This window comes from Candidatus Phytoplasma luffae (assembly GCF_018024475.1).
GTDB lineage: Bacteria > Bacillota_I > Bacilli_A > Acholeplasmatales > Acholeplasmataceae > Phytoplasma > Phytoplasma luffae.
Window position 1 is genome coordinate 687,288 of the sequence record NZ_CP054393.1, and the last position, 16,468, is coordinate 703,755.

17 protein-coding genes and 1 pseudogene are annotated in these 16,468 nt (G+C 23.8%); 6 read left to right on the forward strand and 12 right to left on the reverse strand.

All coding sequences use genetic code 11. The features are described 5' to 3' along the window. The first annotated feature begins 43 nt into the window (after window positions 1-43). Genes LFWB_RS03485 through rsmG form a run of 3 tightly spaced genes read left to right on the forward strand, consistent with a single transcriptional unit; the run spans window position 44 to window position 3,207 of the window. On the forward strand, window positions 44-691 hold the full coding sequence (locus tag LFWB_RS03485) for a hypothetical protein (RefSeq protein ID WP_210954649.1): 648 nt from the start codon (window positions 44-46) through the stop codon (window positions 689-691). A 55-nt stretch (window positions 692-746) separates the two neighbouring features. Further along, window positions 747-2,600: a tRNA uridine-5-carboxymethylaminomethyl(34) synthesis enzyme MnmG gene (mnmG, locus tag LFWB_RS03490; RefSeq protein ID WP_210954951.1), complete on the forward strand. Its 1,854-nt coding sequence runs from the start codon at window positions 747-749 to the stop codon at window positions 2,598-2,600. Continuing rightward, the gene (gene rsmG, locus LFWB_RS03495) at window positions 2,590-3,207 is read left to right on the forward strand and encodes a 16S rRNA (guanine(527)-N(7))-methyltransferase RsmG (protein ID WP_210954650.1); all 618 of its coding nucleotides are present in this window, start codon (window positions 2,590-2,592) and stop codon (window positions 3,205-3,207) included. The genes mnmG and rsmG overlap by 11 nt, the downstream gene beginning before the upstream one ends. A gap of 562 nt (window positions 3,208-3,769) precedes the next feature. On the opposite strand, the gene LFWB_RS03895 is transcribed toward rsmG, so the two are convergent. The 4 genes from LFWB_RS03895 to LFWB_RS03510 all read right to left on the reverse strand — a co-directional run bounded on the left by LFWB_RS03895 (window position 3,770) and on the right by LFWB_RS03510 (window position 5,633). Continuing rightward, complete coding sequence (locus tag LFWB_RS03895) at window positions 3,770-3,934, reverse strand: hypothetical protein (protein WP_246454215.1); 165 nt, start codon at window positions 3,932-3,934, stop codon at window positions 3,770-3,772. A gap of 93 nt (window positions 3,935-4,027) precedes the next feature. Then, on the reverse strand, window positions 4,028-4,285 hold the full coding sequence (locus LFWB_RS03900; RefSeq protein ID WP_246454216.1) for a Panacea domain-containing protein: 258 nt from the start codon (window positions 4,283-4,285) through the stop codon (window positions 4,028-4,030). Between the two features lie 412 nt (window positions 4,286-4,697). After that, window positions 4,698-5,342 (reverse strand): site-specific integrase, encoded by a 645-nt coding sequence (locus LFWB_RS03505; RefSeq protein ID WP_210954651.1) that lies wholly within the window; start codon window positions 5,340-5,342, stop codon window positions 4,698-4,700. A gap of 12 nt (window positions 5,343-5,354) precedes the next feature. Beyond that, the gene (locus LFWB_RS03510; RefSeq protein WP_210954652.1) at window positions 5,355-5,633 is read right to left on the reverse strand and encodes a tyrosine-type recombinase/integrase; all 279 of its coding nucleotides are present in this window, start codon (window positions 5,631-5,633) and stop codon (window positions 5,355-5,357) included. 75 nt (window positions 5,634-5,708) lie between these two features. On the opposite strand from LFWB_RS03510, the gene LFWB_RS03515 reads away from it, so the two are divergent. Both LFWB_RS03515 and LFWB_RS03520 read left to right on the forward strand, forming a co-directional pair. Continuing rightward, on the forward strand, window positions 5,709-5,951 hold the full coding sequence (locus LFWB_RS03515; protein WP_210954653.1) for a hypothetical protein: 243 nt from the start codon (window positions 5,709-5,711) through the stop codon (window positions 5,949-5,951). After that, on the forward strand, window positions 5,911-6,309 hold the full coding sequence (locus LFWB_RS03520; RefSeq protein ID WP_210954654.1) for a restriction endonuclease subunit S: 399 nt from the start codon (window positions 5,911-5,913) through the stop codon (window positions 6,307-6,309). The genes LFWB_RS03515 and LFWB_RS03520 overlap by 41 nt, the downstream gene beginning before the upstream one ends. A 1,021-nt stretch (window positions 6,310-7,330) precedes the next feature. On the opposite strand, the gene LFWB_RS03525 is transcribed toward LFWB_RS03520, so the two are convergent. The 8 genes and pseudogenes from LFWB_RS03525 to LFWB_RS03560 all read right to left on the reverse strand — a co-directional run bounded on the left by LFWB_RS03525 (window position 7,331) and on the right by LFWB_RS03560 (window position 14,004). Next, complete coding sequence (locus LFWB_RS03525) at window positions 7,331-7,915, reverse strand: restriction endonuclease subunit S (RefSeq protein ID WP_210954655.1); 585 nt, start codon at window positions 7,913-7,915, stop codon at window positions 7,331-7,333. A gap of 3 nt (window positions 7,916-7,918) precedes the next feature. Beyond that, window positions 7,919-9,502, reverse strand: coding sequence for a type I restriction-modification system subunit M (locus LFWB_RS03530; RefSeq protein ID WP_210954656.1), 1,584 nt, complete (start codon window positions 9,500-9,502; stop codon window positions 7,919-7,921). A gap of 569 nt (window positions 9,503-10,071) precedes the next feature. Next, window positions 10,072-10,431: a type I restriction endonuclease subunit R, EcoR124 family gene (locus LFWB_RS03535; protein ID WP_210954657.1), complete on the reverse strand. Its 360-nt coding sequence runs from the start codon at window positions 10,429-10,431 to the stop codon at window positions 10,072-10,074. 103 nt (window positions 10,432-10,534) lie between these two features. Then, window positions 10,535-10,996: pseudogene (locus LFWB_RS03540) on the reverse strand (type I restriction enzyme subunit R domain-containing protein); the annotation flags it as partial. A 265-nt stretch (window positions 10,997-11,261) separates the two neighbouring features. Next, window positions 11,262-11,807: a DEAD/DEAH box helicase family protein gene (locus LFWB_RS03945; RefSeq protein WP_210954659.1), complete on the reverse strand. Its 546-nt coding sequence runs from the start codon at window positions 11,805-11,807 to the stop codon at window positions 11,262-11,264. Beyond that, entirely contained in the window at window positions 11,791-12,495 is a 705-nt protein-coding gene (locus tag LFWB_RS03950; RefSeq protein WP_210954660.1) for a type I restriction endonuclease, read from the reverse strand. The genes LFWB_RS03945 and LFWB_RS03950 overlap by 17 nt, the downstream gene beginning before the upstream one ends. Window positions 12,496-12,518: 23 nt before the next feature. Next, on the reverse strand, window positions 12,519-12,716 hold the full coding sequence (locus LFWB_RS03555; RefSeq protein ID WP_210954661.1) for a hypothetical protein: 198 nt from the start codon (window positions 12,714-12,716) through the stop codon (window positions 12,519-12,521). 514 nt (window positions 12,717-13,230) lie between these two features. Beyond that, complete coding sequence (locus LFWB_RS03560) at window positions 13,231-14,004, reverse strand: amino acid ABC transporter ATP-binding protein (RefSeq protein WP_246454217.1); 774 nt, start codon at window positions 14,002-14,004, stop codon at window positions 13,231-13,233. 523 nt (window positions 14,005-14,527) lie between these two features. On the opposite strand from LFWB_RS03560, the gene LFWB_RS03565 reads away from it, so the two are divergent. Then, a complete protein-coding gene (locus LFWB_RS03565) occupies window positions 14,528-16,324 on the forward strand; it encodes an ABC transporter permease subunit (protein ID WP_210954662.1) in 1,797 nt (598 codons plus the stop codon). The last annotated feature ends 144 nt before the right edge of the window (window positions 16,325-16,468 follow it).

Sequence of the window (16,468 nt, forward strand, 5' to 3'; positions counted from 1 at the left end):
TTAATTTTTTTTACAATCTAAAAAAAAGGAAAAAAATATAAAAATGGATAATTATAAAAAAAATATTAAAAATAAAATAAAAAAAATTAAACTTTTTCCTTTCATTTTTAATTCTTGCGAAGGTCTTCCGTTTCGTACAGAAACATATAATATAAATGAAGAAGAAAAAAAAATTGAATTTTTTAATTTAGAACAAAGCAAATACAATGAACATTTTTTAAATATGCAACAATATGTTATTTGGAGTTCTTTGAATAATTGTTATCGAGTTTTCATTGATGAACATTATTATAAAGAGTTTTCTTCTTTATACCAAAAAGAAATTAATATTATGTATATTGATTTTCTTGAAAAGATATTGATAAAAAATTCAGAAATTTTTAAGAAAAAAATTTTCAATTTATTTTTATTAATATTTTTATTTTTACCTATTGGGGTTTTTTTATTAAAAAAAAATTATTCTTCTGATTTCTGTATTATGTCGGTTTATTTATTATTTCTTTCTCTCTTTTCTTTTTTATTTGTGTCACGTACTAAAAAACAACAAAATTTTTTGAAACAATATAAAAAATTGTTATTTGAAAAGATGATTACAAAAGTTAAATCATTTTTAGGTTTAGAATTTTTTGAAGAAATTTTAAAAAAACAAAAAGAATACCCTTCTAAAGTGAATATTAAAAAAGAAGAATAATTTATACTACATAGGATATAAAATTTCTTTGATAAAGTGAGGATAAATTTTGGAAATTAATTTTGAAGGTATTGTTGTGGGTGGTGGTCATGCTGGAGTGGAAGCCGCTTTAGCTTTGGCTAAAAAACATAAAACGCTGTTAATAACTGGCGATTTAAAACAAATTGCTTCTTTACCTTGTAATCCTTCTATAGGTGGACCAGCTAAAGGTATTGTCGTTAGAGAAATAGATGCTTTAGGTGGGGTAATGGGAAAAGCCGCTGATTTATCACAAATCCAAATGAAAATGCTTAACACTTCTAAAGGTTGTGCCGTTAGAAGTTTAAGAGCACAAATAGATAAAAAAAAATATCCCAGAGTGATTTCGGACATATTAAAAAAAGAATCTAATTTAACTTTATTAAAAGGATTAGTGAATAATCTTTTGATAGAAGATAATAAAGTAAAAGGTGTTGTTTTAACAACAGGAGAAGTTATTTATAGCAAAGTAATTATTTTAACTACAGGAACTTATTTATCTAGTAACATTCTTATGGGTGATAAAAAAATTATTTCTGGCCCTAATAATTCTCTTACTACTTTTGGTATTAGCGAACAATTAAAAAAATATGATTTCGAAATTATTCGTTTAAAAACAGGCACTTCACCAAGAATAAAAAAAGATACTATTGATTATAGCAAAGCCAAAATTCAATTAGGTGATGGTTTTTTACAAACTTTTAGTTTTTCTTCAGTTATTAAAAAATTAGGAATCCAAGAACCTTGCTATTTAATACATACTAATCCAAGAACACATCAATTAATAAAAGAAAATTTAAAAAAATCATCAATGTATGGCGGTTATTCCGAAGGAAAAGGACCTCGTTATTGCCCTTCTGTCGAAGATAAAATTGTTAGATTTTTTGATAAAGAACAACATCAAATTTTTATCGAACCAGAAAGTTTAGAATTAGATGAAATGTATCTTCAAGGACTTTCTACTAGTTTGCCAGAAGAGGTTCAAAAACAAGTTTTAAAAACAATTCCCGCTTTGGAACACGCTGAAATAACTAAATATGGTTACGCTATCGAATACGATGCTTTTAATCCGAATCAATTAAATTATAATTTAGAAACTAAAAAAATTAAAAATTTATTTTTTGCCGGTCAAATAAATGGCACTAGCGGTTATGAAGAGGCAGCTTGTCAAGGATTGATGGCAGGAATAAATGCTAGTTTGAAAATAGAAAATAAAGAAAGTTTAGTTTTAAAAAGAAATGAAGCTTATATCGGAGTTTTGATCGATGATTTAATCAATAAAGGAACTACAGAACCTTATCGTTTATTAACTTCAAGGGCAGAATTTCGTTTACTTTTGAGACACGATAACGCTGATTTAAGATTAACTCCTTATGGATATCAAATCGGTTTAATAGATAAAAGTATTTATGACAGGGTAGAATCAAAACGTTTTAAGATTGCAAATTTACAAAACGAATTAAAACAAATTTATGTTTTACCTAATGATAAAAATTTAAATTATTTAAAAAAACATAATTGTAATATTAAAGAAAAACATAGTTTGTATAAATTGTTAAAAAGAACAGAAATAAATATTAATATTTTAGATTTTTTTATGAAAAAAAAATATGAAAAAGAAGTTTTAGAACAAGTAGAAATCCAAATTAAATACGAAGATTATATTGCCAAAACAGAAAAAGAAGTTCAGAAAAATTTGAATTTTGAAAATGAAAAAATCCCTTATAATATTGAATATACAAAAATTAATAATTTATCTATGGAAGCTAAAGAAAAATTAACATTAATTAAACCTTATAATTTGGGACAAGCATCGAGGATTTTAGGAGTGAATCCTGTAGATATTTCTATTTTACATATTTATTTAAGAAGATATAAAAATGTTATTTAATGAATTATTAAAAAAAGAATTTAATTTAACAGAAAAACAATTGCAACAATTTGAACAGTATTATTTGTTTTTGGTTGAATATAATAAAAAAATAAACTTAACTTCTTTATTAACTAAAAGAGATATTTTTATAAAACATTTTTATGATTCTTTATTTATTTCTCGGATTATGGATTTTAAAAAAATTAATAATTTATGCGATTTAGGCACAGGTGCAGGTTTCCCTGGTGTCCCTTTGAAAATTTTATATCCTAATTTAAAAGTTTTTTTAATAGAATCATCTTCTAAAAAGGTTATTTTTTTAAATTATTTGATTAAACATTTAAATTTGTTAGATGTTTTTGTTATCCAAGATAGAATTGAAAAACATTCTCAAAAATATAATTGTGTAATTGTTAGAGCTTTAGGAAAATTAAATTTAATTTTGAAATTAGCTTCTACTGTCACTAAAAATAAAGGTTATTTTATAGCTATGAAAGGACCTAATTATATAGAAGAATTTAAAAACATTTCTGATATGTATAGATTTAAATTAAAAAATAAATTATTTTTAGATTTACCAAATGATATGGGAAAAAGAATAAATTTATTGTTTCAAAAACAATAAATTTATTCTTTTTAAATATAGTATTTATTTTTATTTCGAATATTAATTAAATATTTTTGATAGTTTTAATTAAATTAAAATTAGATAAAAAAAGGTTTTAAATAAGTATTTTTTGCTTAAATAATGAATTCTTAACTTTTTTCTTTTTTATTTTAAATAATTAATATTTTTTTCTTGAAACTTGCACTGTTACAAAAGTTTGAAAATTTTTTATTTTTAAAAATTCTTTAAAACTAACTATTAAGTTAGTTTTTTTATTTTAGAAGACTAAAATAATTTAGTATTTTTTTGATTAATATAAAAGAATTTATTCAAAGGGTTTATCTCCTAATAAATGACACCAGTTGAAGAATGCAAAATTTAGCTTAAAAAAATAAACATTAGGAAATATTACCAACAAAGATCAAAAAAAATCAAAAAGAATTAACAAATTTTTATAATTAAAATAATAAATAATTTATTTTGCTTTTTAATTTTAAAAATATTTTTTTATGGTATTTGTTAATAAAATCAATTAAAGGAGAACAGGAAATGATCATCTTACAAAAAATTAAAAATTTTTTTAGGATGTTTTCCTTAAACAAGTAGGACAAAATTTAGGAAACTCATACCAATTATTGGGGTTTTTAAAATATTGATATATTGCTTCGTTAGGAATCACAGATCTTGTCGGAAAACGACCATAAGAAGTAGATTGATAATACATTTTCCAAATTTCTTCTCGCATAGATTGTCTTGTTAAAGCGTCTGCGTCTACCCAACCATATTTTTCAATAATAAAATTTAAAACTTGTACACGGCTTTCAGTATTTTTGGGGTATTAGATTTTACCAATAGGTTCTTTGATGATTGCGTTTTTGTCATAATTTTTTATTTGTTGAAATAAATTACGAAAAATAGGACCGCTACCCCACGCTTCAACCCCTGTATTAGTCAAACTTTCTTTAAAATCAACTAGATTTTTGGCATGCGCGTAATAAAGTAATTTTTGTAATTTTGATTGATTAACTTCAATTTTTTTAATAATATAGTTAGCCATGGTAAAAATATAAATACCACCTACTTTTTTCATTTCCATAAGAGATAATGTTTTCCTTTCGTTTTAAAAACAATGATTGGCAAAATTATTAATATTTATCTAAATTTTGTTTATTTAAAAAACTTACCATTAAATTGTTTATTACAAAAACAATAAATTTTTATATGGGTGATATTTTAAAATAAAAAAATTAAAAATGCCATATGTTAACAATGAATTAACAAACTAAACCTAATTTATTAACTTTTTGCCAAATGGCTAAAAAAAGAAAAAATCCAAACCTTGAAGGGATTCAAGAAGCATAAGATGAAGTTTAATTAAAGAACGGATAAAACCATTTTTTATATACTGAAAATAAATATAGTTAAAAAAACAAACCTAACTTTAATTTTATGATAACATATAAAAATTTTTTTATCAACTTTTTTTTACTTGTTTTTAATAAAAAAAATTATAAATTTTTTAACATTTTTTCAATGCATTTTTTCTTTTCCTCCAAATCAGGATGAACGTATAAATCAAGAGTTGTTTTAATATTGGCGTGCCCTAAAAGGCTGCTTACTGTTTTATAATCCGCTTTGGTTTCAATCAAACGAGTTGCAAAACTATGCCTTAAGCTGTGAAATTTAATTTTTTTAATTTTTAAGAAAGTTAAAACTTGGTAATAATAATTATGATAAACTCGTGGCTCATTGGGTTTAAGTGAGTTAGAGATGATAAAAAAACGCTGATTAGTGATTTTTTGCAAAGGCTTTAAGATTTTTAATAAAGCATTAGATAAAGGAATGCAACGCACCCCAGTTTTAGTTTTGGTAGCTGAAACAATTATTTTGGTTTTGCATTTATCCGAAACTGGCTTTTTAATTCTTTGAACGGTTTTCGAAATGGTTATTTGTTTTTCGAATAAATCAATATCTTGCCAAGTTAAAGCACAAACTTCGCCAATTCTTAAACCCGTAGTTAAAGCAATTAAAATCCCTAAATTTTTAAAATTAAATTCTTGAATTAAATATTGCATAATTTTTCTTTGGTCTAATTTATACAAAATACAAATCTTATTTGATGGTGCTTGATAAGGAGGATATTTTAAATCCATTATTTCTTGTTGTCATCTATAATGTTTAACTCCAAATTTAAGAATCATTTTTAAAACTATCATCACAGATTCTACTGTTTTAACTTTTAAACCAATTTTAACTTTATTCAAAATAAATGTTTGAGCTTGAGATTCTAAGATGTTAGTTTGTTCGCCAAAAACAGGGTTAAGATGTTTATCGATGACAAAATAATAAACCATAACGGTGGAACTTTTAACGTATTGTTTTTTATCCTCTAACCATTTTTGAGCAATAAAACGAAAATTATTTTTTAATATTTCTTGTTGCATTTGTATAACCTAACTTTCTAATTTTTTAAAAAATATTTGTATAAAATATACTCTTTTATTTTATAAATTAATTCGGTGTTTTTAATCCCTAATTGTCCCCTTTTGAGATTTAAAGGCTTTAAAGATGAATGGCAAGAAGTGGAATTGAAAGATGTTTTAAAAGAAAGAAATAATAAAAGTACCCGTCCAAATCAATTTCTTATAAAAAGTGTCACAAATAAAGGTTTAGTCTTGCAAACTGATTTTTTTAATAAACAAATATCTCGAAATAATAATATTGGTTATAAAATTATTTTCCCCCGAAGATATAGTTTTTAATCCTTATAGAATTTTAATTGGTTCTATTGGATTAAATATGGAAAAAGATTGTTGCTTAGTTTCTCCAGTTTATAAGTCTTTTGGAGTTAATGAAAAAAATAATGCTTTTTTTATCTTTAATTTATTAAAACGTTCTAAAACACTGATGATTTATAAAACTATTTCTAATAAAGGGGTTAGAAATAATTTAAATTTAAAAGCTTTTAAAAAATTAACATTTAAACTCCCCTCACTCAAAGAACAAACTAAAATAGCTAATTTTTTAAAACTGTTAGACCAAAGAATAAGGATCGAACAAGCTTTATTAAATAATTACCAAACTCAACAAAAATATTTTTTTAATCAGTTATTCTTTTAAAAAAATAACTGATTGAGACAAAATTAGCGGTTAATCTGTTTTGCTAAAAAGAATTTAGTTTTAGAAAAATCATTCAAAAAATTTTTTTGTAATAAAAAATAATCATTTTTTCAAATTTTTAAAAAAATAAAAAACTTAATTAATTTGCTTAAATTTGGTTTTTGTTTTTTTAAAAATTTCAAAAGATAAATTGAAAAATGCAATTCCTTAATAATTAGATTTTGGATGAGAATAATTCTTTTCTCTACTCAATTTATCAAGGTAAAAAAGTAACTTTTGCAACATAGAAAATTTTAATAAAATAAATTAGGGCAAAAATAAGAAAAATAAAATATAAAAACTATTTTTTAAAAAATAAAGTTTTTTGGTGGCGAAATATAAATTTAAAATTAAAATGTATAAAAGTTTGGTTTGATGGCGCTTGTCCGTTATTTTGTTTTTAAAAAGTCAAATTGGAATAATAATCATTTAATTTTTGCCTGGCAATTGGGATTTATCGAAAATTTAAAATTTTTGCATGTTTTTTAAAAAATATTATTTAAAAATAAAAAAGTTTAGATTTAGTTTTTTTAAGTTGGTTTTAGATGTTAAAGTTGCCTCCTTGTTTAGAGTTGATAATTTTTTTGAATTTTGTTAGTTTTGCTTACATAATAAAATCAAAAATACAAATCTTAAAATATCCTTTGCATTAATCATGTTTAATTTATGTTATTGCGGTTTATTTTTTCAAGCATTTTTTTGGGATAAAATCTTCTATTTTTAAGCATTTTTTTAGAATATTTAATTCCTTTGGCATTTTTAACAATATGGAAATAAAGCAAAATCAACTCGCGAAAAATTAAATTATTTTTATTTTCTAAAAATTCTTTAAATAAAAAATCTATTTTCATTTTTAAAAAAGATAAATTGAATTTTATCATTATTTAATTAATAAAAAAGACTAACTTGATAGTTAGTCTTAAAAAATATTTAAAAAATAAAAATTGTCTAAATTTTGATAAAAGTAAAGGTGTTCTTTTTTTCAACATAATAACTGATTAAAGAAATATTTTTTTTGTTTATCATAATTATTTAATAAAGTTTGTTCTAGATTAATTATTTGGTCTAATAAATTTAAAAAATTAGCTATTTTAGTTTGTTCTTTAAAGGAAGGTAATATTATTGAAATCTTGATGATATCTTTTTGGGATATATGTTTTATACTAGTGCCATATGCTAATTTAGTTAATGATGGTTCATTATTTTTTAAATAATAATATAAATAATAATAAAGTTGATTTTGTTTTGTGTTTGTTTTGGATATCAATTTAAAAGCGTCTCCACCACACCAAAAAGGTTTTTTGTGGTAACAAACATAACCACATGAACCTCCTTGACTAATTGTAATTGTGTTTCCCAAAGTATTATATTCATCATAATATCCCGAAGGTTTAGTACCTCCATTCATAACATAATATTTGCCATCATCAATAAAACAACTACGATTAAGTTGTTTGCCTTTTTTAATTTCACAAACATCTTTCAATTCCACTTCTTGCCATTCATCTTTAAAGCCTTTAAATCTCAAAAGGGGACAATTAGGGAATTTTTGACTTTCTTTTGCCATTTTTTAGATCCCCAATTCTTCTAAATAAATTCGGATTTGTTGATTTAATTCTTGTTTTTTTGCTTCTAAAGATTCAATATTGCTTTTAACTGTCGCAATATCAATGATTTCATTAGTATTTTCATTTATAATATAACGTGAAATTGATAATTCATAATTATTTGCAATGATTTGGTCTAACGGAGCAACATAAGAGATATTTTTAATAGTTTGTCTTTTTAAATATAAATCTAAAATACAGTCAACATTAGTTTGACTTAAACTATTTTTAGTTCCTGGTTGATATTGGTTAGAAGCATCAATAAATAAAATATTGTCTTGTTTTTGACATTTGCGAAAAACTAAAATACAAGTAGCAATCGGAGTGCCATAAAAAATATTTTTCGGCAACCCAATAACCGCATCTAAATAATGATTTTCAATAATTTGTTTCCTAATTGAAGCTTCTTTATTACCTCTAAATAAGACTCCATGCGGCAACACTACCGTACAAATACCTTCTTTTTTTAAACAATAAAGCATATGTTGCACAAAAGCTAAATCAGCAAAACTTTTAGGAGCTAACTTTGGATAACCTGAAAACCGCTGATCTTCTTTAGCATAACTTTCTTCATTGGTATCAAGAAGCCATTTTTGACTATAAGGCGGATTAGACACAATAATATTAAAACCACCTTCTTTTTTAACTAAATCTAAATGCCTGCCACAAAGGTCAGTTAAAGTGTTGGTGAAAACTAAATCAATTTCAAAATGCTTAATCGTATACAATAACATATTCATTCTAGCTAAATTATAAGTCGTATTGTTTAATTCTTGACCATAAAGATTAATTTTATAATTAGTTTGGGTTTTGATTTTGACTTTTAATTGTTTGACTACTTTTAATAATAAAGAACCGCTGCCACAAGTCGGATCATAAATTTTTAAATTATGATTAAAATGGTTTTTATCGGGATCAGAGGTAACTATTTGAGCCATTAAAGTAGAAACCGAGGAAGGCGTAAAAAATTTTCCTGCTTTTTTCCCATCTGAAGCCGCAAACTCACCAATTAAATATTCATAAATATCACCTAAACAATCACTACAATCACTATTAAAAGGACAAATATTATTAATTTGAGTAATTAACATAGCTACAAGAGTGTTTTTTTGACTTTCGTTTTTACTTATTTTATTGTTGTCTAAATCAATTGCAGAAAAAAGATTTTCAAACACTTCATGATAAGCAGTGTCTTTGGAAGTATCTTCGACAGCAACAAACGCATTAGCTAATAAATTATAACGAAATTCTCTCCGATCAATTGTCTGGATAAAATAAGACCATAATTGCTTTGGTTTTAAAAGAAAACCTAAATTTATTTTTAATTCTTTTAATAATTCAGGTTCTTTATAATGATTAGGATAATCTTCGATTGTAATTCGAGCTTGGTCTTTTAAATAATTTTCAAATTTTTCAGATAAATAATGAAAACATAAAAGACTTAAAATATAATCTTTAAATTCAAGAGGGTCCATGTTGCCTCTTAAATTACAAGCCATATTCCATAATTTAGTTTTAAAATTAATTAATTTGTTGTTGGTAACCATTTTGTCGAAACTCCTTTAAATGTGGTAATCACTATGATAGTTTTGTATAAATATATTAGTTATTTCCTTAATTTTATTAAATAATTTATGTTTGGATTTGTATAAAATTTGTTCTTTTTGTTGTTTGTGAAATGAATTAACACAAGAACTATATTTTTTATTATTTAAAAGAGCATAGATATATTATCAAAACTATCATTATCTGTGTCTTTTAATCTTTTATCAATGACTGCTTGCAAAATTTCAGTAGTCAAGCATAAAAGCTTAGCTTGTTGTGATAAAAAGTTTTCTTTTTGTTTAGCTAAAAAATCATCATAATAATTAGTTATGTTGCAATATAATTCCTCTTTTTTTTTATTATTAGAAATTGGATTAGAGTTAAAATAGTTACTTTTAAGGTGCTCTAAAAATTGTTTTAAAAATTCTTTTTGCTCTTGGTTATATTTGTTAGAACTATTGATTAACTTTTGGGCTTTTTCTAAAAAAAGCAGCGGATTTTCGATAAACTCTTATTGGTAATCGCTACGAAATAATTCCTCAATATAACTTACATCTATTAAAAAACCTTGTTATTCTAGTTCTTCTTGTTCGATTTTTTTCTTGATTTTCAAATAATAGTCTTGATAAAGGCTTAAATCTTGAGGATTAAAAGCAAAATCATTTTCATCAAATTCGCCATATTTTTGTAAAGCTTGGTATTGTTGCCACATTGGTTTAAAAACTTTTAAATACTTAATTGATTCATCATCATTATCTTCAAAATTAAGGACATCTTGAGGGGTTGCAGCGATTTGCTTTAAAACTTGCATTTCATTTTGGCATTCTTGTTTTAACTCTTGATAGGTTTTGGAAGATGAGTCAATTGATGGCGTTTCTTCTTTGATTTGGTGATATTTGGAATAATAATTTTGAAATTCTTTTTCACTCATACTAAAATCATTTTCATTAAATTCACAAACATAATTTTTCAATTGTTTTCTTTGTTACAACAACTGCCTAAAAGCTACTAAATAGCACAGCTTTTCGTTGTGGTTATCTAAATATATGTGCATTAATAAAATCAACATTAGGAGCTATTTGTTTGACTTCTTGGATAGACATTTCATATTTTTGTTTGTCGGATTCATAAGTAACAACACAATCAACATCAGGCAAATTGCTTTCTTGATTGATATCATTTTGGCTTTTAGCAAATAATTTCAAAGCTTCATCCACTTCTGTTTTATTAGTTTGAAAACAATAAATTTGACCAAAATTTTTTGAGCGGTCATAAACTCTAATAGTTCTTGACAAAGCTTGAAAAAGTTCTTGTTTTTGCAAAGGACGGTCAAGATATAAAGTATTTAATAAAGGAGAATCAAAGCCAGTCAAAAACATTTTAACAACAATTAAAATATCAATTTGGTTTTCTTTCATCTCGTTTAAAATCCCTTGATGATAATTTTCAACGGTCCAACTACGACCATGACGCTCGTTATAATTTTTAATCACTTTTTCTAGTTGCGATTCTCAATTTTGGTAATTGGCCTTGGTTTTCTTTTGACCCGCCTCATTTAAGGTTTCTTCTAATTGGTTTTGGTTGCTAAAAATAGCAGCTACCTTTAAATCATGTTTGTTTTCTTGAAACATCTTGTCAAACAACTAATAATATTCCAAAAGAACATTAATGTTGGAAGCCACTAATAAAGCGTTAAATTTTTTTTTATTAGTAATTTTACTATGTCTTATAATTTTATTATTATCACTTTTTAAAATCCAGTTAATTTTTTTGTTGTTTGTCATCAATTTCATATTTATTAGTTAAATAATGAACATAAAAAGGTAGAACACATTTGTGTTTTAAAGTTTGGAACATCGTATAATTGTGTTGGCAATCGCCAAATAAATTTTGAGTTGTTTTTTCGTTATGATTTGATGAATTGGTAAAAACCGGGGTGCCGGTAAAACCAAAAAAACGGGCTTGGGGGAAGGTTTTTTTCAATGCATTATGCATTTTTCCTGATTGACTGCGGTGACATTCATCAACAATAAAAAACATTTTTTTATCCTGCCATTTTGTGATAAGATCCAAATTCTTTATCTTATCAGATGCATTATTTTTTTTATTTATTAACTTAAACATTTTGTAAATAGATGTTGATACTATTTTATATGAAGGATTTTTTAAATAGTTTACTAATTCACTAGTATAATTAATTTTTTCAACTGAATTAGTTTTAAAACTATTAAATTCTTTAAAAGTTTGTAAATCTAATTCTTTACGGTCCGTTAAAAAAAAGATTTGCGCCTTAGGCAAGCGACTCAAAGCATCGCAAACCCCAAATGCTGTTTAAAGTTTTACCAGAGCCAGTCGTATGCCAAATATAGCCGTTATTGTTAGTTTGTTCTGCTAATTTTAATAATCTTTGGGCGGCATAAATTTGATGGGGCTTCATAATTAATAATTTTTTATTATTTTCGTGCAAAATGACATAACGAGCAATAATTTGAGCCAAACGACAAGGATGTAAAAAATCATTAGCAAAAGCCGATAAATCTTGAATTGGATCATTTTCAAATTTAGCCCAATTAAAACGGTAATTATCTAACCGCTCATAGGATTTTTGATTAGCAAAATATTGGGTATTGGCGCCATTAGAAATAATTAAAATCTCAATAAAACGAAAAAGGTTTTTAAAATCGTGAGCATAGTTTTTAATTTGTGTAAAAGCGTCTTTTAATTTTTTAGTTTTTCTTTTTAGCTCTATTAAAACTAAAGGTAAGCCATTAATCAATAAAATTAAATCATAACGGTATTCAGGGTCAATACTGGTTAAATCTTCGGTAATAACTTGGCGGGCAACTTGAAAAATGTTTTTACACCAATCTTTTTGGTTGAATAACTCTAACAAAAATTTTTTTCTAGTTCCGTTAGCATTGATACTTTGGCGGTTTCTTAAAATTTCGTAAGTATGTAAAACGTTTTTAACTTTGGTTCCGACACATGTTTTCATTAAATCAGTAGCCCAATTCGGGTCTAATTGTTTTTTTCGGTGAAATTAGGGTCAATTTTGTTTTTTAAATTGTATTCCAAAAATTGTTTTTGAAAATTAAATTCTAAATCTTGTTGGGTTTTAATGGAAACTTCTTGATACCCTAATTTTTTTAATTTTTTCAAAAGTTGGTTTTCTAAATCTATTTCTTTGGAACTGTTGCGGTCTAAAAATGAACTCATGATTATTTCTCACTTTATTTTTTAGAATATGGTAATATTTTGAAATTTAGTTATGGTTTAATATTTTTACACAAAAAATATTTGACAAAAAAGAAAAAAACCATTGAATTAAATAAAACATGATGAAACAAAAAGTTTCTGTGAATAATAAATTAATTTTTGTAGTTTCATATTAGTAATATTAGGGATTCTGTCAATAATATAATTTGCTACATCAAAAATATTAATTGGAACATTATTTTCCATTTTTATATCCTTTTCTTATATAATTTTTTCATAATTTTGTTGAGAGGAATCAAACCGTTTTTTTCATACCCTAACAAAAGACAGTTAAAAATTAAGAAACAAAATTTATCGCCTACGATATAACATACAAAAAAGAAAAAAAGTTCAAATGTTTAAAGTTGAACTTAGATGGGAATTATTTAATTTTTTAAAAAAATGTAATTTTGGGAGCGACATACTTAAATAAAAAACAACAAATGTGTTTTTTTATTATATTGAAATATTATTTTTATAAATCTTCAAAAAAAGATTTAATTTTTGGGAAATTATTAGTTGTAAAAACTTCTTTAGAGGGTCCTTTTTCTATTATAATTCCTTTTTCCATAAAACAAATATTATGAGATACTTTTTTAGCAAATTTCATTTCATGAGTTACTATTATTAAAGTCATATCACAATTTTTTGCTAAATTATTTAAAATTTTTAAAACTTCATAAGAAGCGTCCGGATCCAAAGCCGAAGTAGGTTCATCTAATAATAATATTTCAGGAAACATACATAAAGCTCTAGCAATAGCGACTCTTTGTTTTTGTCCTCCTGATAAAAAATTGACATTTTTATTTGCTAAATGCGATAATCCTACTTCTCTTAATTTTTCGATAGCTGTTTTTTTTGCTTGTTCTTCTGAAATTTTTAAAATTTTAATCGGCGCTAAACAACAATTTTCTAAGATAGTTTTTTCTTCAAACAAATTAAAACTTTGAAAAACCATCCCCACTTTTGTTCTTAATTCGGATAATTTAGTGTCAGGTTCTAAAATATTTTGTTTTTTAATCCAAATTTCGCCAGAATAAGGTTTCTCTAAAAGATTAAGACATCTTAATAAAGTAGATTTTCCAGAACCTGAATGTCCAATAATTGTTAAAATTTCGTTTTTTTTAATTTTTAAATTTATATTTTTTAAAACTTTGTGTGGGCCGAAATATTTATTAACATTTTTAATTTTAATTAAATAATCGTTATTTATTTTTTCGTTTGTTATATTTTTATTTAATGTATTCAATGTTAAACCTCTTTCATTATTTAATTTTTTTTAGATTCAATATTTTTTTTAATGTATTTATTTATAATATAATATTTTATTTACATTTGCTAAAAAAACATAAATATATTTTTTTATTTTATTATTTTTTTTATTAAAGTAATTAAATATTTTTATTTTTTGCATAAACAACTATAAAAATATAAAATATTTGTTTAGAAGATTAATTTTATTTTAAGTATTATAAATAAAAAATTACTTCAATTAAAAATTTTTTTAAATAAAATAATAATTTTATAATAAAATATAAATATTATTTTATTTAAGTGGATTCGTTTTTTAAAAATATTTTAATTTATTTTTCAAATAAAATATTATTATTTTATTTGAAATAAGAATTCCAAAAGATTATTATTAATATATTTAAAAACTATTTATTAATAATTCAAAAAATTTAAATTTTTATAAATTCGATATTCATTCATTATTTATATCAAAAATTTTAATTAGTGAATTGTATATTAATATAAAGGAGTATTAAAATTTGAAGAAATCATATTATCGATATTACAAGGATATTATTTTGAATCAAAAAATAAAAAAAATATTAAAAATAATATCTATTTTATTTTTTGTTATTCTTTTTATTTGGAGTCATTTTTGGGTTTTAGGGGTTCAATCGAAAAAAAATAATAATTTATCCCAAAATAATCCATTAAAAGTAGGTGTTGTTGGTGCCTCTGCACCTTTCGCTTTTAATACTAATGAAAAATTAGGCGAAGATAAAGATGAACTATTTAAAAGCGATGTGCTTGAAGATGGTCAATTTATTAATGGTTCGGATGTAGCATTATCTAAACAAATAGCAACAGAGTTAGAGAGACCAATAAAATTTATTTCTTATAGTGATGTAGATAGTGTATTTATAGATTTAAAAAGCGGTTCAATAGATATGATTATATCTGCTTTGAACGCGACTCAAGAACGCAAAGATAATAATTATTATACAGCAATACCATATTGCAACGCTTCATTGAGTTTGTTAATAAATCGAAATCGTTCTAAAGATTTTGAAAAAATTTTTGAGACAGAAAATAAAACGACAGAAAATAAAACAATATATTTAGATAAAATTAAACAAAGCGATTTGAATCCAGACAAGAAATTATTTCTAACAACGATCAAAACAGGCTGTTTTGTAGATAAATTAAATAGACTTTGTGAAAAAAACTCTAATATTTTTGGTACATCGGAAGAAACAAAAATTTTTTTACGTGACGGAGCTGCTTTATGTGGCGAAGCTGTAAAAAGTGAAGAGGTAGCGGGAGCTATCTTGGATATTCCTATTATCCAAGCTATATATGAAAATGATAAAGATTCTTTCGAAATGTATGATTTAAAAAATAATGATTCCAATGAACCTTTTTCTATTTTTATACAAAAAGAAAATATTGCTTTAAAAAAAGATTTAACAAAAACAATAAAAAAAATTTTATTAACTGAAGAAGACAAACAGGAAATAAATGAAAATGAAATAACTGTTTCTCAAAGAGTAAAAATGTCATCTAAATACAGAGATTGTTATGAAAAAATTGCCAAAGATATACATAAAAAACACATTCAACATTTAAAGGATAAACATAAAAATATAATTTCTAAAATATGGCACACATTACCGCATTATAATAAATCTTTATTTATAACTTTATTAGTTTCAATAGATGGATTAATTTTAGGTTTTCTTTTAACATTGATATTTATTCGTGTTCAAACCAAACTTATCCACAAACAACAAAATATAAAACCCATTATTTTATTTATGTATCAGAAAGGTTCTTTTTTGATAAACGGATTAATAAATATTTTGAATGGTATTCCGATATCAGTTCAAGCTTTTCTTATGAATAGATTTTTAACTGAATTTTCAAAAAATAGTAATATTATTTCATCTAATCAAAAAGTTTTTATTGCTGCTTTAATTATTATTTTATTAAACACAGCTGCTAATTTAACTAGCATTATGATTAATAATATTAAAACATTAGATAAAGGGCAAATAGAAGGCGCTTACGCATTAGGAATGGATGATAAAAAAGTTTTTAAATATATTATATTTGAACAAGGTTTAAAACGCACTTATCCTTTTATTATTAATCAATTAGTCATCAATATAAAAGAAAGCGCTTTATTCGCTTTAATTGGATTAAACACATTATTATGGCAAGCTCAAAAAGAACAAAATCTAGATTTCGATATGTGGACTCCTTTAATAATTATTACTGTAATTTATTTAATACTAGTGTTTTTAACTAGATTTTGGATTCGTTTACGTAAAAAATAAGATTTTTTAAGTAATTTTTTTATAAAATATTTTATTTTTTTTAATTAATTTTAATCAAGAATTATTTTTATAATTTATTTTTTGAAAAATTATAAAATAAAAAAATATTTTAATATAAAAAGATCATCCTTATTTAAATAAAGA